Source organism: Methylobacterium sp. DB0501, from assembly GCF_011043735.1.
Taxonomy (GTDB): domain Bacteria; phylum Pseudomonadota; class Alphaproteobacteria; order Rhizobiales; family Beijerinckiaceae; genus Methylobacterium; species Methylobacterium alsaeris.
On sequence record NZ_JAAKGV010000013.1, the window covers coordinates 166,182 to 191,465 of the forward strand.

Here is a 25,284-nt window from a genome sequence, read left to right on the forward strand (position 1 = left end):
TCACGCCGCCCGCACCTCCCCGAGGAACGCCGCCACCGATTCGGAGAGCAGCGCCGAGTTCTGGGCCAGCAGCCCGGCCACCGCCCGGACCTGATCCGACTGCGCGGCGCTCGCCAGCGAGGCGGCACGGACCTGGTCGATGCTGTCGGCGACGCTGCGGGCCTCGGCACCGGCGCGGTCGATGTTGCGGCCGATCCCCTGGCTCGCCGCCGCCTGGTCCTGCATCGCGCCCCGGATCTCGTCGGCGAGGCGGCTCGTCTCCGCCACCGCGTCGATGATCGCGCCGATCTCCTCGGCGGTGTGGCGGGTCGCGCCCTGGATCGCGGCGATCTGGGCGGCGATCCGGTCGGTCGCGGCCGCCGTCTGGCCGGCGAGCGCCTTGACCTCGGCGGCCACCACGGCGAAGCCGCGGCCCGCCGCTCCGGCCCGGGCCGCCTCGATCGCGGCATTGAGCGCGAGCAGGTTGGTCTGCCCGGCGATGCTGCGGATCAGGCCGGCGGCCTCGCCGATCTCGCCCGAGGCGTCGACCAGCCGCTCCACCGTCGCGGCGGTCGAGCGGCTGCGGGCGAGGGTCGCGCTCGCCATCTCGCTCGCCCGGCCGACCCGATCGCCGACGCCGGCGGCGGAGTCCGCGAACAGCCGGAAGGCGCCGTCGACCGCCCCGACCGCCTGCGCCGCCACCCCGGAGGCGCCGGTGACGGCCTCCGACTGCTCCTCGACCTCGTGCGCGGCCCGCGACAGCACGTCGGCGGTCAGCTCCATCTCGCGGGTCGAGGCGTTGAGCGCTCCCGCGGCCTGCGAGGCCCGGGCCTCGAAGGCGCGGCAGGCCGCATCCAGCCGCTCGGCCCGCTGCGATTCGATCGCCATGCGAGCCCGCTCCAGGGCCTGCGCCGTCTCCCGGTCGCGCAGAGCGCCCTGGAACACCGCGATGGCCCCCGCCATCTCGCCGATCTCGTCGCGCCGCCGGGTGAACGGCACCGCGACCGCCAGATCCCCCGCGGTGAGGGCTTGCATGGTGCGGCGCAGGGCCTGAAGCGGGTGCTGCACCTGGGCCAGGCTCACCCAGGCCGCGCCGGCGAGGGCGACGAGGAGCCCGAGGGCCGGCACCGCGACGAGGGCCACCGCCTCGCGGCGGCGCGATTGCCGCACATCCTCGCGCTGCTCCTGCAGGCGCGCCAGCACCGCATCGCCGAGGGTGAGGATCCGCGCCACCATCCGCTCGCGGCTCGCAATCGTCGCCGCGTCGGCGGCCTGGATCTGCGCCGCCTTGGGCGACAGCGTCTGGCCGAGTTCGGCCGTATCGCGCTGGTAGGCGAGGAATTCCTGCAAGGTCAGCGACAGTTTTCGCGCTTCGTCCTCATCGAGATAGGGCTTGAGCGCCGCGAAGAAGGCCGGGCGCTCGGCCTCGACCGCCGACAGCGCCCGGCGCAGGGCCCCGAATTTCTGCTTTGCCTCCGCGACGTCCTCGGACGCCGCCAGCGCCTGCACCGTCACCACGACGTGCTCGATGCCCTGCGCCAGGGTGCGGGTGTGGAGCGCCGCCTCCCAGGCCGCCTCCACCGCGGCGGTGCGGCCCTGCTCGTTGTGCGAGAGGGAGACCGCGAAGGCGGCGATGCCGACGGCGACCAGGATCGGCAGCCCGACGACGATGCCGAGCTTGCCGCCCAGGGTAAAGCGCAAGGATTGAAAGCGCATGGAACGCACCGCGAATGGATCTCACGCGGCGCCCATACGACGACAGAGATTGATGCAAGTTTAAACTTAGTCGGACACCGATCATTATGATGCTTTTATGTCGAAATTAAAAAATTTTATCGAAGACATCCCGGAAGCGCGAGAATCGTATCTCATATCTTCCGAGATTACGTCAAATACAACCGATCGCAGGCATCGATTCCCAACCTGCCGCGGTGCCGTCACGCATCGAGGTAGCGCCGGCGCAGGTGGCCGAGGAAGATCTCGGCCGAGAGCGGCCGCCCGGTCGCGGCCTGCAGGATCTCCTGCGTCCCGAGGGCGCTGCCCTTCCGGTGCACGTTGGCGCGCAGCCAGCCGACGAGCGGGGCGAAGTCGCCGCGGGCGAGGCCGGGGCGCAAGGCCGGCTCGGCCCGGCAGGCGGACTCGAACAGCTGCGCCGCCATCATCGCCCCGAGGGTGTAGGTCGGGAAATAGCCCCAGGCGCCGCCGGGCCAGTGGATGTCCTGCAGGCAGCCCCGCGCGTCGTCCGGCACGGTGAGGCCGAGGAGCCGGTGCATCCCGTCGTTGAAGGCCCCCGGCAGGTCGCCGATCTCCATCTCGCCGCGGATCAGGGCCCGCTCCAGCCGGTAGCGCAGCAGGATATGGGCCGGATAGGTGCACTCGTCGGCATCGACCCGGATGAAGCCGGGGGCGACCCGCGTGTAGGTGCAGTAGAGCGCGTCGGCCTCCCAGGCCGGGCCGGTGCCCCCGAAGGCCTCGCGCACCAGCGGCGCCAGGTAGGCAACGAACTCGCGGCTGCGGCCGGCCTGCATCTCCAGGGTGAGCGACTGGCTCTCGTGCATGCTCATGCCGCGGGCGGCGCCCACGGGCTGGCGGCGCCAGGCGGCGGGGCGGCCCTGCTCGTAGAGGGCGTGGCCGGTCTCGTGCAGCACGCCCATCAGGGCGCGGGCGAAGTCCTGCTCGTCGTACCGGGTGGTGATGCGCACGTCGTCGGTGGCGCCGCCGCAGAACGGATGCAGGCTGACGTCGAGCCGGCCCCGGGCGAAGTCAAACCCCGCCGCCCGCATCAGCGCGAGCCCAACCTGGCGCTGGGTCTCGACCGGGAACGGCCCCTCGGCGATCGGAGCCGGCCCGGCCGACGCCTGGCGCGCCCGGGCTTGCGCGATCAGTCCCGGCAACTCGGCCTCGAGCACCGCGAAGAGCGGGTCGATCGCGTCCTGGCGCAGGCCCGGATCGTAGCTGTCGAGGAGGGCGTCGTAGGGGGCGAGCCCCAAGGCAGCGCCCTTCGCCCGGCCGATCTCGCGCTGGAGCCGCAGCACCTCGGCGAGGTCGGGCCGCAGCAGGGCGAAATCGGAGGTGCGGCGCGCCTCGCGCCAGGTCATCTCGGACCGCGATACCGCCCGCGAGCTGGCCTCGACGAGGTCGCGCGGCACCGCCGCGGCATGGATGTAGGCCCGGCGCATCTCGGCGAGGTTCGCCCGCTGCCAGTCGTCGAGCCCGCCCTCCTCCGCCGCCGCCGCGAGCCGGTCGGCGGTGGCGGGATCGGTGAGGAGGTCGTGGGCGAGCCCGCGCAGCACCGCGATCTGGTCGCCGCGCCCCTCCGCCGCCCCGTCCGGCATCAGGGTCTGGGCATCCCAGCCGAGGATGCCGGAGGCGTCCTCGAGGGCGCTGATGCGGGCGAAGGTGGCTTCGAGGGCGCGGTAGGCCTGCATGGGGGATCCGGTCGTGGTGGGACAGTGGGTTGGGTTGTCGGACGGCGGGGTGCGGCGTGGCAAGGACGCGAACGCGCGGCTCCTGCCGGGGAAGTGCCGCGGGCGCATGGGCAGCCCGTGGCGCATCCAGCCGGGCGGCGCAACGACAGACAGGGTTTCCTCTGCGTTCCGAATGGAACGGCTCGAGGCAAGCAAGATCTTGCCATCACCGTTGCCATCACACAACCTGCATCATGGCGCCGACCTGACTCCACGGGCGGCCCGTTCTTGCTGTCATGCATTTGATTTCAGTGGATAAAAAATGACCCTACCGCGAGATCATGTGCAGTCCTTGCTGCCGAAATCACCGGGCCATCAATTCGTCATCTACGGCGACTCGTGCTCCGGCGTTCCCGGGGCCTTGCACGAGCAGACATTCGCAGCGGTGAATGCCGTCGTGAGGCGCCTCTCGCCGCAGCCCGACTTCATCCTGTTTCCAGGTGACGAGATCATCGGATTGACGCCGGACCCCGCCGCTCTGCGTGCCCAATGGAAACACTGGCTCGAGGTCGAGACCGCCTGGCTCGATCGTCGCACCATCCCGATGTGGCACACGACCGGCAATCACACGACGTACGACGCGATGAGCGAGGACGTCTTCCGCGACGTCCTGCGGTTGCCCGCCAACGGACCCGAGGACCAGAAAGGATTGTCCTACTGGGTCCGCCGCGACGATCTCCTGATGGTCTTCATCCATACCCTCTGGACCGGCCTCGGCGGCGAGGGGCACGTCGAAACCGACTGGCTGAGAGGCGTGCTCGACCTGCATGCCGACGCCCGGCACAAGATCGTCCTGGGCCATCACCCGGTCCATCCCGTCAATGGCTTCTCCGGGACCTACCAGCGCGAAATCGGCCACGAATATGCGGGTGACTTCTGGACGATCCTGACGCAGGCCGGCGTCCTCGCCTACATGTGCAGCCACATCCTTGCCTACGATGTCCAGGTGCATGACGGGGTGCTGCAAATCTGCACCGCGGGCGCCGGGACGGCGCACAGGATGCCCGAGGGGATCGAGTACCTCCACTGCATCCAGGCGGCGCTCGACCGGGACGGATTGCGGTATCAGGTGCTGGACACCGACGGCATCGCGCGGGAGCGCTTGCGCTGGCCGCCCGCCTTCGCCGGCCCGTCCGCCGACTGGCAGCGCGTCGCGACGGGCCGGTCGGACGCCCTCTTCACCGGGTCGATCGATCCCGGCGACATCGTCACGTTCCGCCTCTCCGGGACAACCGCGGCGGAGGCCTGGGCCCCGGAGCAGACCCTGTTCACCGCGCACGCTCCGGACACGATCGCCCCGATCTGGCTCGGACTGCGCGGACCGAGGCAGACCCTGACCCTCGTCGTCGGGAAGACGCCGGGACGAAGCCCGTCCTACTGGCTCGGCCCCGACCTCCCGGCGGATCGCGCGTTCGACGTCGAGGTCGCCTTCTATCCGGACATGGGGCCGGGAGGCATCCTCTCCCGCAGTGGCGGAGCCACCGCCTGGACCTCGCTCCGATCCGCCACCGCGACGGGGATCGAGGGCATTCACTGGCCCCCGTCCTGGAGCATCGGGCACGGCCAGCATGGATCGGGCGATCGCCCCTTCAAGGGGCCTGCGCTGACGGTGGACGTTTCGCGAAAGCGTTCCTGAACGCAACGCGGCCGGAACCTGGGCTCGATGCCGACGCGATGCGCGCTCCTGCATCGGCTCGTCCCATCGTCTACGTTCTCGCCGCGCCCTCGTCCGGCATACCCTCACCCGACGAAAAAAAGGGGGGACGGCCATGAGCGTGTTCTTCGGCGCCACGCACCGGCAGCTCCAGGACGAGCACGGCACGCGCCGGCTGGCGGACCGGCTGGAGGAGAATGCGCACGCGGCGTTCGAGCCGCAGGAGCGCGCCTTCATCGAGGGCGTCGCGCTGTTCTTCCTGAGCACCGTCGACGAGCACGGCCAGCCGACCGTGTCCTACAAGGGCGGGGCGGCCGGGTTCGTGCGGGTGACCGGCCCGAGCGAGCTGGTCTTCCCGAGCTACGACGGCAACGGTATGTTCATGACGCTCGGCAATATCGCGGCGACTGCGCGGGTCGGCCTGCTGTTCATCGATTTCGAGCGGCCCCACCGCCTGCGCGTGCACGGCACCGCCCAACTGACCCGGGAGGAGGGGCTGCTCGCGCTCTATCCCGGCGCCGACGGCGTGGTGCGGGTCACCGCGACGCAGATCTTCGTCAATTGCGGCCGCTACATCCACCGCAGCGCCGGAGCGACGCCCTCGCCGCACGTCCCGGACCACCGGGGGCGCCAGCCCTTCCCGGCCTGGAAGCGGCTCGACCTGTTCGAGGGCACGCTGCCGGAGATGGATGCCCGGCAGGTCGAAAGGGTCGGCGGGACGATCCCGCTCGGCGATTACCCGGGCGAAGCCGACCCGGCCCCGGAGCTGCTTCCGGGCCGTTGAGGCCGGGAGCCGTCGCTCACGGCTCCACCCGCCGCAGCACGAAGGTCGTCCCGACCTCCGGGTCGCGGCGCCAGCGCCCCTCCCCCACCGGGATCAGCTCGACGCTGTGGCCGCGCCGGGCGACGAGGACGAGGCGGCCGGCCTCGTAGTGCCAGGCGGTGGGATCGAACACGGCGAGGCCCGGGTCGCGGCAGCCCTCCTGTACCTGGGCGCCGTCGGCCCTGAGCATCACCCGGCAGACGTCCTTCTCGACGAAGCGGTCGAGGGTGTAGAGCCCGGTCACCGCGGCGGCGGTGGCGGGCGCGACGGCGAAGCCCTCGCGCGACGCCTCGCGCGCGCTCGGCGGCGTCGAGAGGGCAGCCGGCGTCACCAGCGGGGTGTCCGGCGGCAGAGGCCGCGATCCGCCCTGAGCCAGGCTGTAGCGCTCGCCGCCGAGCGATTCCGCGCTGCGCGGACGCTCCCCCTCCGGGCCTGCGAAGGCCAGGACCGGCTGTCCCTCCCGGTCGAGAAGCTGGATCAGGTCGCCGTCCTGGCGCCAGCCGGCGAGGCCGTTGACCACCGGGAGCGCGCGGCGGCAGCCGGCCGGAAAGCGCAGGGCCTGGCCGACCGGGCCGGCCTCCGCCGCCAGCATCAGGCCGCAGCGGCGGAAGCTCCCGTCGAGCGCCAGTTCCCACGGCCCCGCGGCGTCGCGGGACGAGCCCGCTTCCTGCGCCGCCGCGCATCCCGTCCAGGCAAGCAGACCGAGGACCGGGAGCAGGCGGCGCAGGCACATGGCACGGGTCTCTTCTAGGTCTGAGCCTTCCAGGGTGTCTCGGCCACGGGGGTCACCGGACCGTTGCCCTGGAACCAGGAGGTCAGGTTATCAACGACGAGCTGGCCCATCGCGTTGCGTGTGTGGACCGAGGCCGAGCCGACATGTGGCAGGAGAACCGCATGCTCCTGGGCGATCAGGGCGTCCGGCACCTTCGGCTCGTCGGCGAAGACGTCGAGGCCGGCGCTCTGGATCGTGCCGTCGGCCAGAGCCGCGGCCAGCGCGTCCTCATCCACCAGCGTGCCGCGGGCGACGTTGACGAGCACGCCCTGCGGCCCCAGCGCCTCCAGCACCTCGCGGCCGACGATGTTCTTCGTCTCGGGACCGCCGGGGGCGACCACCATCAGCACGTCGCAGGCCTTCGCCATCTCGAGGAGCGAGGGGACGTACTCGTAGGGCACGTCCGCCTGCTTCGTCCGGCCGTGATAGGCGATCGGCAGCCCGAAGGCGACGAGGCGGTGGGCGATCGCCCGGCCGATGCGGCCGAGGCCGAGGATGCCGACCTTGCGCCCGCGCAGGGTGCCGGTGAGCGGATAGGGCTTTTCCAGCCACTTGCCCTGGCGCAGGTAGCGGTCGACCTGCGGGATCTGCCGCACGGTGGCGAGCAGCAGGCCCACCGCCAGGTCGGCGACCTCGTCGGTCAGCACGTCGGGCGTATTCGTCACGATCACGCCGCGCCGGCCGCAGGCCGCCGCGTCGATCGTGTCGTAGCCGACGCCGAAATTGGCGACGATCTCGAGCTTCGGCAGCCGGTCGAGCAACGCGTCGTTCACGTGGACGTGGCTCACCGCCATGCCGCGGATCTTCGGCCCGACCTCGTCGATGAGGCGCTCCTTGTCCTCCACCAGGTCACCGCGGTGAACGGTGAAATGCCTCTCCAGGCTCTCGGTCACGAGCGGCGACATCGGCCGCAGGATTAGAACATCTGTGGACTTCAAGCCTGTCTCCCGGTCGTTTCTGGCGCATCCGACGATGGGCGCATGGCGAGGGCGCTTGATCTTGCGCCCCGCGCGCCCGATGATGGCCGCCAACACGAGAGGCGGCAAGACAGGCCGCCCCGTTCGACGGGTCGAGGAAACACCCCATGAGCGCCAGACGCCCCGCCGCGGGCCCGCCTGTCGTGTGTTCGTCGTCTGCCTGTGGCAGCGCTGCCGTTCCGGTCCGCGCGCCGCGCGCGACCTTCCTTTAGAAGAAACACGACACGAGGAGCCGATGGCCGGGCTGGAAATCAGGAACGTGCGCAAGTCGTTCGGGGCCACCCCGATCCTGCACGGCGTCTCGATCGACATTCAGGATGGGGAATTCGTGATCTTGGTCGGCCCGTCGGGCTGCGGGAAATCGACCCTCCTGCGCATGATCGCAGGACTGGAGAACATTACGGCGGGCGAGATCCGGATCGGGTCGCGCGTCGTCAACGCGGTGCCGCCGAAGGAGCGCGACATCGCCATGGTGTTCCAGAACTACGCGCTCTACCCGCACATGACGGTGCGGGACAACATGGCCTTCTCGCTGAAGCTGCGGAAGGCCGCCAAGGAAGAGATCGAGAGCCGGGTCGGCCGCGCGGCGGCGATCCTGGGCCTCGAAAAGCTCCTCGACCGCTATCCGCGCCAGCTGTCGGGCGGCCAGCGCCAGCGCGTCGCCATGGGCCGGGCGATCGTGCGCGACCCGCAGGTGTTCCTCTTCGACGAGCCGCTCTCGAACCTCGACGCCAAGCTGCGCGTGGCGATGCGGGCCGAGATCAAGGAGCTGCACCAGCGGCTGCGCACCACCACCGTCTACGTCACCCACGACCAGATCGAGGCCATGACCATGGCCGACAAGATCGTGGTGATGCATGACGGGGTGGTCGAGCAGGTCGGCGCCCCGCTCGACCTCTACGACCGGCCCGACAACATGTTCGTCGCCGGCTTCATCGGCTCGCCGGCGATGAACTTCCTCAAGGGCAGGATCGCGGGCGACACGTTCCGCACCGAGAGCGGCCTGACCCTGCCGCTGCCGACCCGCGGCGCGCGCCCCGCCGACGGCATGCCGGCGGTCTACGGCCTGCGGCCGGAGCATGTCCGCCTCGCCGAGGGCGGCGTGCCGGTGGAAGTGGCGGTGGTGGAGCCGACCGGCTCCGAGACCATGGTGCTGGTGCGCCCGCCGGGCGGCGGCACGCAGGACGTCTCGAAGGAGGTCGCCCGCGACATCGCCTGCGTGTTCCGCGACCGCATCGGCGCCGGCCCGGGCGAGCGGATCACCATCACTGCCGATCCCGGCCTCGTCCACCTGTTCGACGCCGAGAACGGTCGCCGGCTCAACTGAGCGAAGACTCGGGGACGCCGCGAAGCAGGAAGTCCGACCGGCAAGCGGGACGCCATCCCGCCGCCGGCCGGCTGCAACGATAAGAAATCACATCCGATCACCCTGGGAGAGACGCCACGATGTCAGCCTTCGACCGTCGCCAGATCCTCAAGGGGGGCGCCGCCCTCGGCCTCGCCTCCGCGGCCGGCCTGGAGGGCTTCGCCCGCGCCTGGGCGCAGGAGAACCAGTGGAAGCCCGAACCGGGCGCCTCGCTCAAGCTCCTGCGCTGGAAGCGCTTCATCCCCTCCGAGGACGAGGCCTTCATGCGCCTCGTCGACGCCTTCACCAAGGCGACCGGCGTGCCGGTCACGGTGACGAGCGAGTCCTTCGACGACATCCAGCCCAAGGCGTCGGTCGCGGCCAATACCGGCCAGGGCCCGGACATGGTCTGGGGCCTCTACTCCTTCCCGGCCCTCTTTCCGTCGAAGTGCATCGAGGTCGGCGACGTCGCGGACTATCTCGGCAAGAAGTACGGCGGCTGGCTGCCCGCAGCCGAGGCCTACGGCAAGGTCAAGGGCAAGTGGATCGCCATCCCGATGGCGTTCAACGGCGGCTACCTCAACTATCGCATCTCGGCCATGAACAAGGCCGGATTCCAGAAGTTCCCCGAGGACCATGCCGGCTTCCTGGAACTGTGCCGGGCGATGAAGAAGAACAACACCCCGGCCGGATTTGCCCTCGGCCATGCCACGGGTGACGCGAATTCGTGGATCCACTGGGCCCTGTGGTCGCACGACGCCTACCTGGTCGACGCCAACGAGAAGATCGTCATCAACTCGCCTGAGACCGCCAAGGCGCTCGACTACGTCAAGGCGCTGTACGAGACCTTCGTGCCCGGCACGGTGTCGTGGAACGATTCGTCCAACAACAAGGCGTTCTTGTCCGGCGACCTGTACCTGACCAATAACGGCATCTCGATCTACGCCGCGGCCAAGAACGACAAGAAGGACATCGCGGCGGACATGGACCACGCCGCCTACCCGGTCGGCAAGTCCGGCAAGCCGACCGAGTTCCAGCTCGCCTTCCCGATCCTGGCCTACACCTACACCAAGGCGCCCAACGCCTGTAAGGCCTTCATGGCCTTCGCGCTGGAAGCCCAGAACTACAATGCCTGGCTCGAGGCGTCGCAGGGCTACCTCTGCCACCCGCTCCAGGCCTACGCCAACAACCCGATCTGGACCGCCGACCCGAAGAACAAGGTGTTCGGGGAAGCCTCGACCCGCACGCTCGCCGCCGGCGGCCTCGCCCCGGTGAGCGAGAAGGTGGCCGCCGTGCTCGCCGACTTCGTCGTCGTCGACATGTTCGCCTCCTATTGCACCGGTCGCGAGGACCTGAAGAGCGCGATCAAGACGGCCGAGCGGCAGGCACAGCGGATCTTCCGGTCGGCCTGACGAGCGCCGATACCTCCAGTGTGAAACTCCGCTCGAAGGCCTCGACGGATCACACGCACTCCATCGTCATTCCGGGGCCGCGACAGCGGAGCCCGGAATCCAGACACTCAAGTGGAACAGCAACAGGCGGGACGAAGACAGCTTCGTTCTGCACGACCTGCGGTTCTGGATCCCGGGCTCCGCTGTCGCGGCCCCGGGACGGCCCTGTGAAGCTGGAACGTGAGCGTCCATCCTGCCGTCGATGCAGTCGACGACGCTCTACAGTCCCTGAGACGTCTATTTCCTGTTCCCATCCGCAGGAACAAGATCAAACAACACCCGGAGGAGGCTCCCCGTGGCCGACATCGCCCTCGCCCGCCCCGCCGCGGCGGCGCCCACGACCGGCTCGGCCTGGAGCCGGTTCCGGACGAGCCGCGGCTGGCTGGGCTTCTGGTTCATGCTGCCGGCAGCCGCGATCCTGCTGCTGTTCCTCGCCTATCCGCTGGCGAAGGGCGTCTGGCTCTCGCTCACCGACACCCGGATCGGGCGCGGCGGCAACTTCGTCGGGCTCGAGAACTACGAGTGGCTGTGGGACGACAGCGTCTTCTGGCTCTCGGTGTTCAACACGCTGGTCTATACCGGCTTCGCCTCGGTGGCGAAGTTCGGAATCGGCCTCTACCTGGCCCTGCTCCTCAACAAGCGGCTGCCGTTCAAGGCGCTGATCCGCTCGATCGTGCTGATCCCCTTCGTCGTGCCGACCGTGCTCTCGGCGCTGGCCTTCTGGTGGATCTTCGACAGCCAGTTCTCGATCATCTCGTGGTCGCTGCGCCATCTCGGCCTGCTCGACCGCAACATCGATTTCCTCGGCGATCCGACCATGGCGCGGATCTGCGTGACCTTCGCCAATATCTGGCGCGGCGTGCCGTTCATCGCCATCACGCTGCTCGCCGGCCTGCAGACCGTGTCGCCCTCGCTCTACGAGGCGGCGACGATCGACGGCGCGACGCCGTGGCAGAACTTCCGCCACATCACCCTGCCGCTGCTCACCCCGATCATCGCCGTGGTGATGACCTTCTCGGTGCTGTTCACCTTCACCGACTTCCAGCTGATCTGGGCGATGACCCGCGGCGGCCCCGTCAATGCCACCCACCTGATGGCGACCCTGTCCTACCAGCGCGGCATCCTGTCGGGGAATCTCGGCGAGGGCGCAGCCATCGCCACCGCGATGGTGCCGTTCCTGATCCTGGCCATCGCGATCTCGTGGTTCGGGCTCCAGAACCGCAAGTGGCAGACCGGCTGAGAAGGAAACAGCAACGATGGCCGCGACCGCAACCCCCGACACCCCCGACGACAGCGAGGGCATGGCCTATCTCGACACGCTGCCGAGGCGCGTCGTCACGGTCTACCTGCCGCTCTTCGTCATCCTGGTGGTGCTGCTCTTCCCGTTCTACTGGATGGCGCTGACCGCCATCAAACCGGACGAGCAGCTCATCGACATGGAGACCTACAACCCGTTCTGGGTGGTCTCGCCGACGCTCAAGCACATCTCGAAGCTGCTGTTCCAGACCCACTATCCGCTGTGGCTGTGGAACACGATGATGATCTCGGTGGCGGCCACCGTGCTGTCGCTGTTCGCCAGCGTGCTGGCCGCCTACGCGATCGTGCGGATCCGCTACAAGGGCGCGGTCGTCGTCGGCGCGGCGATCTTCCTCGCCTACCTGGTGCCGCCCTCGATCCTGTTCATTCCGCTCGCCACCATCATCCAGGCCTACGGGCTCTACGATTCGCCCTTCGCCCTGGTGCTGGTCTACCCCACCATCCTGATCCCGTTCTCCACTTGGCTGCTGATGGGCTACTTCAAGACCATCCCCTACGAGCTGGAGGAATGCGCGCTCATCGACGGGGCGAGCCGCTGGCAGATCCTCGTCAAGATCATCCTGCCGCTGGCGGTGCCGGGGCTGATCTCGGCCGGCATCTTCTCGCTGACCCTGTGCTGGAACGAGTTCATCTACGCCCTCACCTTCCTGTCCTCGAGCGACAACAAGACCGTGCCGGTGGCGGTGGTGAGCGAGTTCGTCGACGGCGACATCTATCGCTGGGGCTCGCTGATGGCAGGCGCCCTGGTCGGCTCGCTGCCGCTGGTGATCCTGTACTCGTTCTTCGTCGAGCACTACGTCTCGGCGATGACCGGGGCGGTGAAGGAATAGCGATCCCGACGCCCCCGAACCGCCGCGCCCGGGGGCGCCCGGACAAGATCCGGGACGCGTGCGATCCTTGCATCCCCTTGCGGCGCATTGGGGTCTACCCGTCGGCGATCGAGCCGGTTACATGACGGGTCCGGCGGTGCGCACGCCATGCGCCCGGCCCTATCGTCAGGTCTTCGTGACAAGGCAACAATTCCGATGACTGCCCCTCGCACCCTCTACGACAAGATCTGGGACGACCACGTCGTCGATCGTCAGCCGGACGGCACCTGCCTCCTCTACATCGACCGTCACCTCGTGCACGAGGTCACCTCTCCCCAGGCCTTCGAGGGGCTTCGTCTCGCCGGGCGCCGGGTGCGCCATCCGGAGAAGACGCTGGCGGTCGTCGACCACAACGTCCAGACGTCGGACCGCAGCCTCGGCATCGAGGATCCCGAGAGCCGTACGCAGATCGACACGCTCGCCGACAACGTCCGCGAATTCGGCATCGAGTATTACGACGCGCTCGATAAGCGGCAGGGCATCGTCCACATCATCGGGCCGGAGCAGGGCTTCACCCTGCCGGGCCAGACGATCGTCTGCGGCGATTCCCACACCTCGACCCACGGCGCCTTCGGGGCGCTCGCCCACGGCATCGGCACGTCGGAGGTCGAGCACGTGCTCGCCACCCAGACGCTGATCCAGAAGAAGGCGAAGAACATGCGCGCCGTCGTCGACGGGCGCCTGCCCGCCGGCGTCACCGCCAAGGACATCATCCTGGCGATCATCGGCGAGATCGGCACCGCCGGCGGCACCGGCCATGTGCTGGAATATGCCGGCGAGGCGATCCGGGGCCTCTCGATGGAGGGCCGGATGACGATCTGCAACATGTCGATCGAGGGCGGTGCCCGCGCCGGCATGGTCGCCCCCGACGAGACCACCTTCGCCTACATCAAGGACCGGCCGAAGGCGCCGAAGGGCGAGGCGTTCGAGCGGGCGGTCGCCTACTGGCGCAACCTCGTCTCGGACGAGGGCGCGCATTTCGACCGCGAGATCCGGCTCGACGCCGCGAACCTGCCGCCGATCGTGACCTGGGGCACGAGCCCTGAGGACGTCGTCTCGGTCCAGGGCCGGGTGCCGGACCCGGCCTCGATCGAGGACGAGAACCTGCGCTCCTCCAAGGAGAAGGCGCTCTCCTACATGGGCCTGACCCCGGGCACGAAGATCACCGACATCGCCCTCGACAAGGTGTTCATCGGCTCCTGCACCAACGGCCGCATCGAGGACCTGCGGATCGTCGCCCGCATGGTCGAGGGACGCAAGATCCACCCGAGCGTCTCCGGCATGGTGGTCCCGGGCTCCGGCCTGGTGAAGCAGCAGGCGGAGCAGGAGGGCCTCGCCAGGATCCTGATCGAGGCCGGCTTCGACTGGCGCGAGCCGGGCTGCTCGATGTGCCTCGGCATGAATGCCGACCGCCTCAAACCCCACGAGCGCTGCGCCTCGACCTCGAACCGCAACTTCGAGGGCCGCCAGGGCCACAAGGGCCGCACCCACCTCGTCTCCCCGGCGATGGCCGCCGCCGCCGCCATCGCGGGCCACTTCGTCGACATCCGCGAGTGGCCGGCCGGCAACTGACGGCCTCGCGACGAAACGGCGGAGTTCGGCGTTGACGCCGGCTCCGCCGCCGACTAAACGACTGACACCGGGGCGCCGCCAAGGCGGCGCTTTCGGGCCCAGGTGGCGGAATTGGTAGACGCGCTGGTTTCAGGTACCAGTGGTGCAAGCCGTGGAGGTTCGAGTCCTCTCCTGGGCACCAACACCCTTCAATGGTGTTGATGCTTCCCGCGATGCGGTGATCCTGAACTCGACCATTCATCACATCTGGTCATCCAGGGTGTCCGATGCAGGGCAATGCCGGCATCGGTGATCTCGCTTCCTGGCGTTCCCCTCCCCTGCCCAAACCCGCACTTTCCGCGGATCCGGAATTTCCGGAGGGGGCCTCGAGCGGCGAAGACAAATCATCGCCACCGGCGCCTGTCTCCACCCCGGTAGCGGCCTCGAGAAGGCGCCCTGCGGTCGCACCTCAGGCTGCCGCGGGTGCGATGACGCGGAGTGCCGGCTGGCGGAATGACCGCGTCGGCTCGGTCCCCACGCCCCGCCGCTCATTCCGCGCCACCCCCGCTCAATCCCGTTGACGCCGTCGCCGCCACGCTCTAAACGACTGACACCGGGGCGCCGCCAAGGCGGCGCTTTCGGGCCCAGGTGGCGGAATTGGTAGACGCGCTGGTTTCAGGTACCAGTGGTGCAAGCCGTGGAGGTTCGAGTCCTCTCCTGGGCACCAACACCCGACAGGTGTTGATGCCGTCCCCGCAGCGGACGAGAACCACGTCTTCCCTAACGTTCCCGTCAGATCGATCCATGGTCGTGCCGTAACGGCAAGTGACCCGTCATGCCGGGCGAACCTCGCCGGGCCGCTCCGCGTTGGCTGTCGCCGACCGGAGGATCATCCATGACCGACAGCCGCGAAGACCTGCTCACCGCCCGCCCGCACCTGACCCGCCGCGACGAGGATCGGGCCGCCGCCAAGGCCGGGGTGGCGCCGGCCGACCACGATGCCGCCCGCAGGGCAGACGCCCTCGATCCGGGCACCAGCACCACCGGCGAGGAGCCGCGTCCCCGGGTGCGCCCCTCCCCGGCCGGCGAGGGTGAAATCTGACATCGGATCCGGCCCGACCGCCAAGGTCCGGGCCGTCGGGCGCCAAGCGTGTATGCTCGAAGGCTTCACCTGATGCGGAGCCCCGGCGTCAGCCGTTACCGGCGCCACGACGTTCCGGATCCGGCAACCGCGACAAGCCGGCGCCGACGGGCGGTCGGCCGGACGGATCGCGCGGGGCTTCAGCCCGGCGCCGGCCCGCCGCTGCCGCGGGCCTCGGGGGCCGGGCTCCCGCCGGGTTGAGGCCCCGCGGCGGGCGTGCCGTCCTGCCCCGGCTTCGGCCGTTCCGGCGTGGCGCTCTCGGGGTAGCGCGCGCGGTAGGCGCGCAGGAATTCGGTCAGGGTCTCGGCGCTGGTCGCCTGGCGCACGAGGTTGCGGAAGGCCGCGGTGCCGGCGGCGTTCGGGGCGGCGACGAGGCCGAACGTGCGGGCATCCGGGCTGTCGGCCATCTTCGGGGTGTATTTCGTGCGCAGGCGGTCGAGGCTCAAGCTGTCCTCGGCCAGCGCGTAGCCGATCGCCGCCCGCATCACGTCGTTGCGCTCGGTGTCGGACAGGGGACCCGGATCGCGCCAGCGGGCGCCGAGCAGGGCCTCGTGCGCCTCCCCGGCCTCGCGCCAGCGGCGGGCGCCCCACAGGATGTCGCCGCGCAGGTGCGCCGCCTCCAGGCTCGCATTGCCGTCGAGCAGTTCGAGAGCGAGGTCGGTGCGCGACAGGTCGGACAGGGCGCGGGCCTCCAGCAGCAGGCGCGCGTCGCGGATCTGCCCCGGCAACTCGGGCAGGCGGGTGTTCTGCAGGACCTTGAGGGCTTTGAGCGGCTCGCCCTCCATCAGCCGCACGGTGGCGAGCCGCGCCGCCACGCTCGCCCGCGCCGCGCCGGTGAGGCGATTGTCGACCTGGTGCTGGAGGAGGTCGCCGGCGGCGTCGAGGAGGTCGAGGGCGACGAGGCGGTCGGCCAGCCGCCGCACGATCTCGTCGCCCTGGCGGCCGACCGGGGTGAACTCCTTGAAGTCGTAGAACAGCGCCAGGGCCTCGATCCGCCCCAGGCTGTCGCCGCGATCCGACAGGAACAGGCCTGAGAACAGCGCCACCATGTCGTCGTGCAGGCCGCGGGTCGCCGGGTGGTCCGGATAGAGCCTGTTGGCCTTGCGGGCGGTCGCGAAGGCCTCGCGCCAGCGGCCGGCCCCGGCATAGAGCTGGCCGAGCCGGGCGAAGGCCCCGGCCTCCGCGTCGCCGTGCCACATCAGCGTCAGGCGTTCGAGCCGGTCGACCGCCGCCTCGGGCGTCATCGTGCCGGAGGCCCGGCCGAGATCGACCAGCCGCAGGATCGCCTGGACGGCCACCGGCGGGGCGGCGGTCTCGGCGATCTGCTGGTAGGCACGGCGTGCCTCGCCATCCTGGCCGATCGCCTCGGAGAACCGCGCCCTGAGGAAGGCGAGCCGGTCGCGCGGCAGCGCCCCCTCGACCAGCGGCGTCACGGCGGTGATCGCCCGCTGGGCGAAGGCCGGGTCCTTGGCATCGAGCGCCGCCTCGGCCGCCGCCAGGTAGAAGGTCAGCTGCAGGTCGTCGGGATAGGCCTCGATCACCGGGAGGCCGGACTTGAAGGCGGCGAGCGCGGCGGCGCTGCGCCGACCGCGCGCATCGACGAGGCCGCGCCACAACCGCAGCTCCGGGTCCTGTGCCTGCTTGCTGTCGGCGGGGAGGAGGCCGGCCGCACGCGCCTCCTGCCCCAGCCCCAAGGCGGCGATGGCCGAGAGCAGACGCACCGGCCGCTCGGCGGCCAGGGCCGCGTCCTCCCGGGTCGCGAAGGCCAGCACCCCGGCGGCCTCGGCCGACAAGCCGTTGGCGAGAAACACCCGGGCGAGGTCGATGCGCGCGGCGGAGCGGGCCGGCCGCTCGGCCCCGGCGGCGGCGGCCTCCGCGGCGCGGATGCGGGCCCGCACGTCGCCGCGCTGATCCTCGCGCCAGCGCTCCGGCTGCACCATCAGGGTGGAGGCGGATTGCGCGCCGGCCTCCGACACCTCCGCCACCGCCGGCGAGACCGACAGGCCGCCGGGCCGGGTGATCGTCACCTCGTTGAGGCCGGGACGCACCGCGATGTCGTCGGCCGCCGCCAGCACCGCCACGCCCTGCCGGCTCGGCAGCAGCTCGAACTCGACGAAGCGGCCGCGCTTCGGCACCCCGGCGATGCGCGGGCCGCGGGCGGTCACCACGGCGATGCGCTCGCCGTCGCGATCGAGCCACAGCGCGCCGCCGGGGCGGGCGAGCGGCACCGCCACCGCGGGCTTGCCGGTCGGATCGGCGCTGCGCTGCGGCGCCAGGGCGTCGCCGCCCGGCGCGCTGCCGTCGCCGAGCACTAGGTCCCAGCCCTGCCCCTCCCCCGCCGCGAGCTGGGCGAGGGTGCCGGGATCGAGCCGCAGACGTAAGGTCGTGAAGGCGCCCTCGATCTTCGGCCCCTCGGCGAGGCTCACCGGCGCCTCGGCAGGCCAGGCCGGCAGGCCGATCGCCCCGGTGGTCTCGAAGACCAGGGTGGCGAGGCCGCCGCGCTCGAACAGGGCCGCCGGAGGCCGGGTGGCGAACGGGAAGGCGATCCGCAGGCCCTGCCCGGTCCGGGTCACGCGGGCCTGGACCGGCCCGGAGGGAGCCGGCGGCTCGGCCGGGGCGCGGGCGCCGGCCGGGGGGGCGGGGGCCGCGGGCGGAGCGTCTTGCGCCTTCTCCACCGGCGCGGCCGGCTTGTCGGCGGTCGCCTTCTCGGCCACCGGCTTCTCGGGCGCGGCCTTCTCCGGCGCGGATTTCTCGGACGTGGATTTGCCCGCCGGCTTCACGAGATCGAGGACGTAGGAATCGTCCTCGCGGTAGCCCTCGGCCGTGGTGCCGTCGGCGAGCCGCAGGGTCAGCCGGGCGGCCTCCGCACCCGTCTCGGTGGCGAGCGTCGTCACGGCCGGCCGCAGGGCGACGCGGGCGTCGGCGGCCTCGACCGTGTAGGTGCCGGGGATGCGCAGGCGGATCTCGGACCCGGCGCGCTCGAACCCGACCTCGGTGTCCTTCGGCAGGCGCACCGAGAGCCGGGTCAGGGTCGGCAGGCGCGCCACTTCGAGGCGCAAGGGAACCGGGCGCCTCGCGGTCCGGGCCGCCTCGCGGCGCAGGCGCTCGTTCAGCTCCTCCGCCCGGCGGGTCAGGTCGGCGAGCACGTCCGGCGGCAGGCCCGGCGGCAGGCCGGTCCAGCCCTCGGGCATCAGGTCGATGAAGACCCGCTCGCCGGCCTCCAGCACGTTGATCTTGTAGGGCGCCTGGAGCGCGACGCGAAAGCCGGCGCCGTCCGGGTCGCGACGAACCTGGGTCACGTAGGCCGGCATCTCGGTGGCCAGGCGGTCGCGCTGGCCGGTCACCGGCTCGCGGAAGCTCACCACCAGCACGCCGCCGGTGACCTTGGCGGCCACCTTGACGTTGTGGTCGAAGGTGAGGGCGATGCGCCCGAAATTCGTCTGCTCGCTGCCCTGGATCGCGACGAGTTCGGCCGCCTCGGCCGCGCCCGCTCCGGCGGCCAGCCCCGCCAGCGCGATCAGTGCCGCCGCGCGGCGGCTCCTGCCCGTCGAACCCATCGCATCCGCCCGAAAACCCCGAGGCGGCACCATGCCGGCACAGGGCTAATGAGCGATTAAGCGGGCCCGCTTCAGCGCGTCCCGTCGATCGCCGGCAGCTCGCCGGGGGGGAGGCCCGGGGCCGCGGCGGCGGATTTCGGGCCACCGGCGCCGCGGGCGCGCTGGGCGAGCGCCACGGTCAGGCGCTCGGCCGCCTCCGGCTGCATCACCGCCAGCACCTCGGCCATCTTGCGCGGGTTCATGGCGACCACCACCGGTACCAGCACGTCGAGCTTCAGCCGGTCGAAGACCCGGGCGGCCTCCTTCGGCTTCATCGTCTCGTACATCGTGACCAGGGACTTGAGCCCCGCGGCCTCGGCCTCGGCGCGCTTCGCCGCCGCGTCATCGCCCTTCTGCTCCAGGATCTTGAGATCGTTGATGCGGGTCTCGAGCTTGCGCTCGGCATTTTCGATCAGCTGCTCGCGGGTCTCGAGGTCGCGGGAGCGCTGCTGCAGCGCGTCGCGCCGCGCGCCGAGCTTCTCGAGGATCGCCCGCTCGGAGGACGAGACCGGCTCGGCGGCCGGCCGCACCGGCTCGGGCGGGGGCGCCGCCGCGGACGGCGCCGGGGCCGTCTCCTTGGGCGAGACCGAGCCGGTGATCGTCGGGTCGAGGGGCTCGTAGCCCGAACGGGCATGGACCAGCATCTCGGCGAAGCGCTCGCCGGTCGAGGGGCCGGCCTCGAGGACGGCCAGCACCTTCAGGAGCAGCAGCCCCGAGGCCGCTACCGCCACCGCGTCGACGAGGCGCAGGCGGATCAGCGGCCCGCGCCAGGCCGCGTTCGTCAGCAGGCGCTGCACCAGGACGGCGACCGAGGCGGGGGCCTGCGGCAGCTTGGCGGGCAGCGTGCCGGCGGCGGGCTTCGGCGCGGCGGGTTTCGCCGCAGCCGGTGACGCGGCGGCGGCCCTGGCGGCGGGAGCGGCCGCGCCGGTGCCGGCGGCCCCGGGTGCTGCGGCATCGGGAGCTGTCGGGGGCAGCCCGGCGAAGCGGCGCAGGAGCAGCGCGAGGGTCATGCGGCCTGGGCCTGCAGGCGGCTCAGGGCGCGCTCGCTGAGGGCGCGGGCGGCGGCGGCGGCGGCGCCGAGGCGCTCGCTGGTCGAGACCGGCCGCGGCTCGGGCGCGGGCGCCGCCGTCGGGGCGGCCTGCGGCGCGACGGCGGTGGGCTGGACGGGGGCATGGGAGGCCGGCATCGGCCCGGGCTGGGCTACCGGGCCGGGCGCTTGGGTAAAGGCCGCAGGCGCCTGGGCAAAGGCCGCAGGCGCCTGGGCAAAGGCCGCCGGCGTCTGGGCGAAGGCCGCCATCTCGCCCGGCGCCGCGGCCCGGGCCTGGGCGACGATGCGGCCGATGCGGGACAGCACCTCGTCGCCGGCCTGGAGCTGGGCGGCGAGGTCGGCATTGGTGCGCTCGGCCAGGCGCAGGCGCTCGGCCAGGGTGCGGTCGCATTCGGCGAGCGTGGTGCGCAGGCCCATGATGGCGCGCTCGGCCGACTCGGTCGCCCCCATCAGGTCGCCGATGGTCTGACGCATCGCCGTCTCGTCACCCTTGAGGCGGGTGATGCGGCGCCCGAGGCTGACCGAGGTGGCGATGCAGGCGACGAGCAGAACCGCCACCAGCAGGTCGGCCAGGATGCTGACGATCAGGCTCACGGTACGGCCTCACTCCGGAAAAGGGACAGGGACATGCGGCGCTAGCCGTCCTTGCGGTTCTGCATTGAGGCCTCGAAGGCCGCGAAGGTGGTGCGGGCGCGCCGCAGGGGGCGCGTCACCTGCACGGCGATGCTGTCGTCGAGCCGGCCGATCCGCCCCTGCGTCATCGCCCAGTCGCCGCAGCGCAGGGTGATGAGGTCGGCGGGCTTGGCGTCGAACATGATCGTGTCGCCGACCTCCAGCGACAGCACGCGGCGCAGCGGCAGCGACACCTCGTGCAGGACCGCTTCGACGGCGACGTCGGCCTGGAAGATCTCGGTGGCGAGGTGCCCCTCCCAGATGTGGTCGCGGCCGAGCTTCTCGCCCATGAAGCTCTGGAGGAGCAGGTCACGGATCGGCTCGATCGTGGCGTAGGGGAACAGGATCTGGAGGAGGCCGCCGCGGCCCTCCATGTCGAGCTTGAGGTCGATCAGGATCGCGGCGTTCGCCGGCCGGGTGATGGTGGCGAAGCGCGGGTTGGTCTCGATCCGGTCGATGAGGAAGCGCACCGGCGAGAGCGGCTGGAACGACGCTTCGAGGTCGCCGAGGATGATCTCGACCATCCGGCGCACCAGCTGCATCTCGATCGGCGTGAACGGCCGGCCGTCGAGGCGGATGCTGGTGCCGCCGCGCTTGCCGCCGAGCAGGAGGTCGAGGGTCGAGTAGGCGAGGTTCGACTCGACCGTGACGAGGCCCGAATTCTCCCAGGCATCGGCCCGGAACACCCCGAGCAGGGTCGGCAGCGGGATCGCGTTCAGGTAGTCGCCGAAGCGCACCGAGGTGATGTTGTCGAGGGTGACCTCGACGTTGTCCTGGAAGAAGTTGCGTAACGAGGTCGACAACAACCGGATCATCCGGTCGAAGACGATCTCGAGCATCGGCAGGCGCTCGTACGAGACGACGCCCGAATCGACGATCGCCCGGATGCCGCCGGCGCCCGAGGCCGAGAGCTCGCGCAGCGAGAACCCGAGGACCTGGTCGATCTCCTCCTGGTTCAGGATGCGGTCGTTGCCGGCGAGCTCGGGGAGGTTCTCGGCCTCGCCCTCGTCGATCATGTTGGCCCATTCGGCCGCCATGTCGCTCGCCTGGGTGGCGGTGCCCTGCTCCGCCAGCGCCGCGCCCCATTCCTCGGCGAGCGAGGCGTCGCCGCCGCCGCCTTGCTCGATCAGGGCCGCCGCCCAGTCGTCCTCGTCGATGGTGTCGTCAGGTCCGGCCACGGGAATCCCGAAATTCGCTGGAGAGGCCTACTGGATGGTGAAGTCCTTGAAGAGCACCGCGTCGACCTTGGCGGGGTAGACCGCCACGTTGACCCGCCGCAGCAGCTCTTCCCGCAGGCGGTAGGTGCCGCCCGCCGCCTCGAAGTCGCCGACGCGCAACTCGCGCACGAAGACCTGGAACGTGTCCTCGACCCGCGGCATCAGCGGCTGGATCTCGGCCACCACTTTGGCATCCCGCACCTCGAGGGCGACCTTCAGGCGCAGGAAGCGCGGCTGGGTCTGCCCGGGCTCGGGCAGCAGGTTCATGGTCATCTCGCGGACGTCCATGAACGCCACCGGCAGCTTCTGCTCGGCCGCCGGCTTCTCGGCATGGGCCGCGCGGCTGCGCATCACCATGAAGCCGCCGCCGCCCCCGGCCGCCAGCAGCAGGACGGCGCCGATGATGATGATCAGCTTCTTCTTCGACCCGCCGGCGGGGGCGGCGCCCTCCTCGCCCTCGGCCTCCGGAGCCGGTGTCTTCTTCGGCTTCTTGGCCATCGCCTGCCGCTCAAATCCTGGAAAACCCGTCGCCGGGACGTGCTGGAGAATGTGCGGAAGACGGTTAACGCGCCGTTAAGGCGGCAAATTCTGCCCGGTCGAACCTGCCGGGTCGGCACGAAACGACGCGTCCGCCCGGCCGCCTCGATTAACCAAGCATTTGCCATGACAGCGAAAATCCGGGTGCCCGCGGCTGGCACGGCCCCTGCGATCATCAGGTCGGGTCCGCCGCTGGGGAGCGGGGTGGCCCACCATCACGCATCGTCGGGGAGTAGCCGGTGCAGAACGCTCAGTTGATCGGGCTCTCGTCCCAGATGGCCCTCGGGCGCGAGCTCGAGGTCATCGCCAACAACATGGCCAACGTCACCACGACGGGCTTCAAGGCGCGCTCGACACGCTTCCAGGAATACCTGATGCCGAAGGCGAGCGCGGAGACCTTCCAGCGCCCCGACCGCAAGCTGTCCTACGTCATCGATTCGGGCACGCCGCTCGACCTCACGCAGGGGGCGATCGAGGCGACCGGCAACCCGCTGAACGCCGCGATCCGCGGCGAGGCGTTCTTCGCCGTGCAGACGCCGCAGGGCGAGCGCTACACCCGCAACGGCGCCTTCGAGCTGAACGCGCAGGGCCAGATCGTGACGAGCGACGGCTACCCCGTCCTCGGCGACGGCGGCCCGATCCAGATCGGCCAGCAGGAGACCGGGCTCGCACTCGGGCCGGACGGGACGATCTCGACCAACCAGGGCACCCGCGGCCGCTTGCGCCTCGTCACCTTCGCCAACCCGCAGGCGCTGACGAATGCCGGCGGGAACCTCTATTCGTCGGTCGGGGCGCCGCAACCGGCGGGCCCGCAGGGGCGGATCGAGCCCGGCGCGCTCGAGCGCTCGAACGTCCGCCCGGTGCTGGCGATGACCCGGATGCTGGAGGTGAACCGCACCTACCAGCTCGTCTCCGACACGGTCTCGCGGCTCGATTCCCTGCGCGGCTCGGCGATCCAGCGCCTCGCCGACGTCGGCTCGGCGTAAGGGAGCACCCACACGATGCGCGCGCTCTACGCCGCCGCCACCGGCATGGCGGCCCAGGAACTCAACGTCCAGGTCATCTCGAACAACATCGCGAACCTGCGCACCACCGGCTACAAGCGCCAGCAGGCGCATTTCCAGGATCTGCTCTACCAGAACCTGCGCCGGGCCGGCAGCGCGACCTCGGACCAGAACAACCAGCTGCCGGCGGGCCTCGCCCTCGGCTCGGGCGTGAAGACCACCTCGACCGCCCGGGTGATGTCGCAGGGCACCCTGACCTCGACCGAGAAGACCTACGATATCGCCGTGCGCGGCGAGGGCTTCTTCCAGGTCACGATGCCGGACGGGCGCACCTCCTACACCCGCGACGGCTCGTTCGACCTCGATTCGCAGGGGCAGATCGTCACCCGCGAAGGCTACCTGATGAACCCGAACATCACGGTGCCGAACAACGCCACCAGCGTGACGATCAGCGCCTCTGGCATCGTGCAGGCGACGATCCCCGGCCAGACCGCGCCGCAGAATCTCGGCCAGATCCAGATGGCCCGGTTCGTCAACAAGGTCGGCCTCGAATCGATCGGCGACAACCTGTTCGTCGAGACCCTGGCCTCGGGGCCGCCGATCACCGGCAATCCCGGCACCGACGGCTTCGGCAACCTGCAGCAGAGCTACCTCGAAGAGGCCAACGTCAACGCGGTCTCGGAGATCTCCTCGCTGATCGCCGCGCAGCGCGCCTACGAGATGAACTCGAAGGTCGTGACCGCCGCCGACCAGATGCTGTCCACCACCTCGCAGATGTTCCGCGGATGAGCGCCCCAATGATCCGTTCCGCTCGTCCCGCCCGCACCCGTCATTCGCCCGCGGCACGCCGCGCGCTTCTCAGCGCCGGCATCCTGTCGCGCACCGCGCTCACCCTGCTGGCGCTCGGCGCCCTCACCCTGCCGGTCCTGGCCGGCGAGGCCCCGCGCCTCGCGCTCAAGGGCGACATCACCGCCGAGCGCGACGTCATCACGCTCGGCGACCTCGTCGCCGGGGCGCCGCCGGCTCTCGCCCAGAAGGCCCTGTTCCGGGCGCCGGCGCTCGGCACCTCCGGTACCATCCAGGTCCGGCGCATCGTCGAGGCGGCGGCCGGGCTCGGCCTCGACGCGCCGGAGAGCGGCGGCCGGCTCCAGATCTCGGTGCAGCGCGCGGCCCGCCGCATCGCCGCCCCCGAGATCGAGGGCGCCGTCCGGGCGGCGCTCGCCAAGGTCCGCGGCCTCGATGCCGGCTTCACGTCGATCGCCTTCGAGGGCGAGCCGCCGGTGCTCACCGTGCCGCCGGACCTCGTCGCCGCGGCCACCGCCCAGGAGGTCACCTACGATCCGCGCAGCCGCCGGGTCACCGCCCTCGTGGTGGTGGGCGAGCGCCAGGCGTCCCTGCGGGTGTCGGGCCAGGTGGTGGAAATGGCCGACGTCGCGGTGCTGACCCGCTCGGTCAACCGCGGCGACACGCTCGCGGCCCCCGACATCGCCGTCGAGCGGCGCCCGCGCGAGGGCCTGCCGGCGGACATCGCGGCGGATGCCGCGGCCTTCGTCGGCCAGGTGGCGCAGAAGCCGCTCGGCGCCGGCACCGCGCTGCGTGCCGGCGAACTCGGCCGGCCGGACCTCGTCGCCCGCGGCGAGGCGGTGACCATCGTGTACGAGACCCCCGGCGTGGCCCTGGCGCTGCGCGGCCAAGCCCGCGACGGCGGCCCGCTCGGGGCGGTGATCGGGGTCATCAACCCGGTCTCCAAGAAGGTGATCCAGGCCACCGTGATCGGCCCCGGCCGCGTCACCGTGGCGCCGATCATGCCGGTGACGGCGGCGGCCGTGCCCGGCCGCGTCGCCTCGGCCCGGCCGTGAGGAGG

20 protein-coding genes and 2 tRNA genes are annotated in these 25,284 nt (G+C 71.0%); 13 read left to right on the forward strand and 9 right to left on the reverse strand.

What is annotated here, in order from left to right:
- Complete coding sequence (locus G4G93_RS19860; protein WP_165086565.1) at positions 1 to 1,695, reverse strand: methyl-accepting chemotaxis protein; 1,695 nt, start codon at positions 1,693 to 1,695, stop codon at positions 1 to 3.
- Between the two features lie 221 nt (positions 1,696 to 1,916).
- The gene (locus G4G93_RS19865; RefSeq protein ID WP_165086566.1) at positions 1,917 to 3,407 is read right to left on the reverse strand and encodes a carboxypeptidase M32; all 1,491 of its coding nucleotides are present in this window, start codon (positions 3,405 to 3,407) and stop codon (positions 1,917 to 1,919) included.
- A gap of 301 nt (positions 3,408 to 3,708) precedes the next feature.
- Between G4G93_RS19865 and G4G93_RS19870 the strand changes: the two genes are divergently transcribed.
- Together G4G93_RS19870 and G4G93_RS19875 are read left to right on the forward strand one after the other, a co-directional pair.
- A complete protein-coding gene (locus G4G93_RS19870; RefSeq protein ID WP_165086567.1) occupies positions 3,709 to 5,082 on the forward strand; it encodes a metallophosphoesterase in 1,374 nt (457 codons plus the stop codon).
- 133 nt (positions 5,083 to 5,215) lie between these two features.
- Positions 5,216 to 5,884 carry a pyridoxamine 5'-phosphate oxidase family protein gene (locus tag G4G93_RS19875; protein WP_165086568.1) on the forward strand — a complete coding sequence of 223 codons (669 nt, stop codon included), beginning with the start codon at positions 5,216 to 5,218 and terminating at the stop codon, positions 5,882 to 5,884.
- A gap of 16 nt (positions 5,885 to 5,900) precedes the next feature.
- Here the strand turns inward: G4G93_RS19875 and G4G93_RS19880 are convergent, their stop codons facing one another.
- Both G4G93_RS19880 and G4G93_RS19885 read right to left on the reverse strand, forming a co-directional pair.
- The gene (locus G4G93_RS19880; RefSeq protein ID WP_165086569.1) at positions 5,901 to 6,656 is read right to left on the reverse strand and encodes an AprI/Inh family metalloprotease inhibitor; all 756 of its coding nucleotides are present in this window, start codon (positions 6,654 to 6,656) and stop codon (positions 5,901 to 5,903) included.
- Between the two features lie 14 nt (positions 6,657 to 6,670).
- Positions 6,671 to 7,633 carry a 2-hydroxyacid dehydrogenase gene (locus G4G93_RS19885; RefSeq protein WP_165086570.1) on the reverse strand — a complete coding sequence of 321 codons (963 nt, stop codon included), beginning with the start codon at positions 7,631 to 7,633 and terminating at the stop codon, positions 6,671 to 6,673.
- Positions 7,634 to 7,907: 274 nt separating this feature from the next.
- Here G4G93_RS19885 and G4G93_RS19890 point away from each other — a divergent pair, with 274 nt between their 5' ends.
- From G4G93_RS19890 to G4G93_RS19925, 8 genes are all read left to right on the forward strand, one after another.
- The gene (locus tag G4G93_RS19890) at positions 7,908 to 8,999 is read left to right on the forward strand and encodes an ABC transporter ATP-binding protein (protein ID WP_165086571.1); all 1,092 of its coding nucleotides are present in this window, start codon (positions 7,908 to 7,910) and stop codon (positions 8,997 to 8,999) included.
- A 119-nt stretch (positions 9,000 to 9,118) separates the two neighbouring features.
- Entirely contained in the window at positions 9,119 to 10,429 is a 1,311-nt protein-coding gene (locus tag G4G93_RS19895) for an ABC transporter substrate-binding protein (RefSeq protein ID WP_165086572.1), read from the forward strand.
- 334 nt (positions 10,430 to 10,763) lie between these two features.
- Complete coding sequence (locus G4G93_RS19900) at positions 10,764 to 11,708, forward strand: carbohydrate ABC transporter permease (RefSeq protein WP_165086573.1); 945 nt, start codon at positions 10,764 to 10,766, stop codon at positions 11,706 to 11,708.
- Between the two features lie 16 nt (positions 11,709 to 11,724).
- Positions 11,725 to 12,615 (forward strand): carbohydrate ABC transporter permease, encoded by an 891-nt coding sequence (locus tag G4G93_RS19905; RefSeq protein ID WP_165086574.1) that lies wholly within the window; start codon positions 11,725 to 11,727, stop codon positions 12,613 to 12,615.
- A 195-nt stretch (positions 12,616 to 12,810) separates the two neighbouring features.
- On the forward strand, positions 12,811 to 14,226 hold the full coding sequence (gene leuC, locus G4G93_RS19910; RefSeq protein WP_165086575.1) for a 3-isopropylmalate dehydratase large subunit: 1,416 nt from the start codon (positions 12,811 to 12,813) through the stop codon (positions 14,224 to 14,226).
- Between the two features lie 96 nt (positions 14,227 to 14,322).
- Positions 14,323 to 14,407 (forward strand) — tRNA-Leu (locus G4G93_RS19915).
- A gap of 440 nt (positions 14,408 to 14,847) precedes the next feature.
- Positions 14,848 to 14,932, forward strand: a tRNA-Leu gene (locus tag G4G93_RS19920).
- A 168-nt stretch (positions 14,933 to 15,100) separates the two neighbouring features.
- Entirely contained in the window at positions 15,101 to 15,307 is a 207-nt protein-coding gene (locus G4G93_RS19925) for a hypothetical protein (RefSeq protein WP_165086576.1), read from the forward strand.
- Positions 15,308 to 15,486: 179 nt separating this feature from the next.
- On the opposite strand, the gene G4G93_RS19930 is transcribed toward G4G93_RS19925, so the two are convergent.
- The 5 genes from G4G93_RS19930 to fliL all read right to left on the reverse strand — a co-directional run bounded on the left by G4G93_RS19930 (position 15,487) and on the right by fliL (position 22,377).
- Positions 15,487 to 18,903, reverse strand: coding sequence for a hypothetical protein (locus G4G93_RS19930; RefSeq protein ID WP_165086578.1), 3,417 nt, complete (start codon positions 18,901 to 18,903; stop codon positions 15,487 to 15,489).
- A 71-nt stretch (positions 18,904 to 18,974) separates the two neighbouring features.
- Complete coding sequence (locus G4G93_RS19935; RefSeq protein WP_246736893.1) at positions 18,975 to 19,952, reverse strand: MotE family protein; 978 nt, start codon at positions 19,950 to 19,952, stop codon at positions 18,975 to 18,977.
- Entirely contained in the window at positions 19,949 to 20,584 is a 636-nt protein-coding gene (locus G4G93_RS35545; RefSeq protein ID WP_206289889.1) for a DUF6468 domain-containing protein, read from the reverse strand. The genes G4G93_RS19935 and G4G93_RS35545 overlap by 4 nt, the downstream gene beginning before the upstream one ends.
- Before the next feature lie 41 nt (positions 20,585 to 20,625).
- On the reverse strand, positions 20,626 to 21,840 hold the full coding sequence (gene fliM, locus G4G93_RS19945; protein ID WP_165086579.1) for a flagellar motor switch protein FliM: 1,215 nt from the start codon (positions 21,838 to 21,840) through the stop codon (positions 20,626 to 20,628).
- Between the two features lie 27 nt (positions 21,841 to 21,867).
- The gene (fliL, locus tag G4G93_RS19950; RefSeq protein WP_165086581.1) at positions 21,868 to 22,377 is read right to left on the reverse strand and encodes a flagellar basal body-associated protein FliL; all 510 of its coding nucleotides are present in this window, start codon (positions 22,375 to 22,377) and stop codon (positions 21,868 to 21,870) included.
- Positions 22,378 to 22,655: 278 nt separating this feature from the next.
- Here fliL and flgF point away from each other — a divergent pair, with 278 nt between their 5' ends.
- The 3 genes from flgF to flgA are packed head-to-tail and all read left to right on the forward strand — an operon-like array spanning position 22,656 to position 25,279.
- A complete protein-coding gene (flgF, locus tag G4G93_RS19955) occupies positions 22,656 to 23,402 on the forward strand; it encodes a flagellar basal-body rod protein FlgF (RefSeq protein WP_165086582.1) in 747 nt (248 codons plus the stop codon).
- A 15-nt stretch (positions 23,403 to 23,417) separates the two neighbouring features.
- A complete protein-coding gene (gene flgG / locus G4G93_RS19960) occupies positions 23,418 to 24,209 on the forward strand; it encodes a flagellar basal-body rod protein FlgG (protein ID WP_165086583.1) in 792 nt (263 codons plus the stop codon).
- Between the two features lie 8 nt (positions 24,210 to 24,217).
- Positions 24,218 to 25,279: a flagellar basal body P-ring formation chaperone FlgA gene (gene flgA, locus G4G93_RS19965; protein ID WP_165086584.1), complete on the forward strand. Its 1,062-nt coding sequence runs from the start codon at positions 24,218 to 24,220 to the stop codon at positions 25,277 to 25,279.
- The last annotated feature ends 5 nt before the right edge of the window (positions 25,280 to 25,284 follow it).

Bases quoted from the DNA above. Each gene is read 5' to 3' on its own strand.
- G4G93_RS19860 (WP_165086565.1), bottom strand. From the start codon at position 1,695: ATGCGCTTTCAATCCTTGCGCTTTACCCTGGGCGGCAAGCTCGGCATC.
- G4G93_RS19865 (WP_165086566.1), bottom strand. From the start codon at position 3,407: ATGCAGGCCTACCGCGCCCTCGAAGCCACCTTCGCCCGCATCAGCGCC.
- G4G93_RS19870 (WP_165086567.1), top strand. From the start codon at position 3,709: ATGACCCTACCGCGAGATCATGTGCAGTCCTTGCTGCCGAAATCACCG.
- G4G93_RS19875 (WP_165086568.1), top strand. From the start codon at position 5,216: ATGAGCGTGTTCTTCGGCGCCACGCACCGGCAGCTCCAGGACGAGCAC.
- G4G93_RS19880 (WP_165086569.1), bottom strand. From the start codon at position 6,656: ATGTGCCTGCGCCGCCTGCTCCCGGTCCTCGGTCTGCTTGCCTGGACG.
- G4G93_RS19890 (WP_165086571.1), top strand. From the start codon at position 7,908: ATGGCCGGGCTGGAAATCAGGAACGTGCGCAAGTCGTTCGGGGCCACC.
- G4G93_RS19895 (WP_165086572.1), top strand. From the start codon at position 9,119: ATGTCAGCCTTCGACCGTCGCCAGATCCTCAAGGGGGGCGCCGCCCTC.
- G4G93_RS19905 (WP_165086574.1), top strand. From the start codon at position 11,725: ATGGCCGCGACCGCAACCCCCGACACCCCCGACGACAGCGAGGGCATG.
- leuC (WP_165086575.1), top strand. From the start codon at position 12,811: ATGACTGCCCCTCGCACCCTCTACGACAAGATCTGGGACGACCACGTC.
- G4G93_RS19925 (WP_165086576.1), top strand. From the start codon at position 15,101: ATGACCGACAGCCGCGAAGACCTGCTCACCGCCCGCCCGCACCTGACC.
- G4G93_RS19930 (WP_165086578.1), bottom strand. From the start codon at position 18,903: ATGGGTTCGACGGGCAGGAGCCGCCGCGCGGCGGCACTGATCGCGCTG.
- G4G93_RS19935 (WP_246736893.1), bottom strand. From the start codon at position 19,952: ATGACCCTCGCGCTGCTCCTGCGCCGCTTCGCCGGGCTGCCCCCGACA.
- fliL (WP_165086581.1), bottom strand. From the start codon at position 22,377: ATGGCCAAGAAGCCGAAGAAGACACCGGCTCCGGAGGCCGAGGGCGAG.
- flgG (WP_165086583.1), top strand. From the start codon at position 23,418: ATGCGCGCGCTCTACGCCGCCGCCACCGGCATGGCGGCCCAGGAACTC.
- flgA (WP_165086584.1), top strand. From the start codon at position 24,218: ATGATCCGTTCCGCTCGTCCCGCCCGCACCCGTCATTCGCCCGCGGCA.